Annotated in this window: 1 pseudogene; it reads left to right on the forward strand. The window is 34.4% G+C overall.

The features are described 5' to 3' along the window. Positions 1-430 (forward strand): annotated as a pseudogene (locus HMPREF3263_RS04185) (hypothetical protein); the annotation flags it as partial.

Raw genomic sequence — 430 nt, forward strand, 5'->3', positions numbered from 1 at the left:
AGCATACAAATCTTTAAAATATTCCATCCGCCAATGTGGTGAAGAGGAAATCGAAATCCGCAATTCTTTTTTTGACGGTTATACTCGAGGATTTATTCGGCTTTTATTTATTGGTGTTTTTTGCATGAGTTGGTATCAAAATGCCAAATACAAAGAGCCTCCATTTTCTTATGAGGTAAAAGCAATAGAAGAAGATTTTATGTGGACCTTTAATAAGGATAGTAGAATTAAACCATTATATGATGAATATCGAGAATGGGTTCTTAGTCCAGAAACAAAGAAAAACTATCCAAATGAAAAACTCCAATCTTATGAAGAGTATAAGAAATTATATACTGAGGAGTCTTGGGCAAAATGGCATATCATTCGCACCTTTTTACACCCAATTTGGATGGCATTTCTGCTATTTTTATTCTGTCTACCGCGCCCC

The sequence above is a fragment of the Haemophilus sp. HMSC61B11 genome (assembly GCF_001838615.1).
Taxonomy (GTDB): Bacteria; Pseudomonadota; Gammaproteobacteria; order Enterobacterales; family Pasteurellaceae; genus Haemophilus_D; species Haemophilus_D parainfluenzae_AD.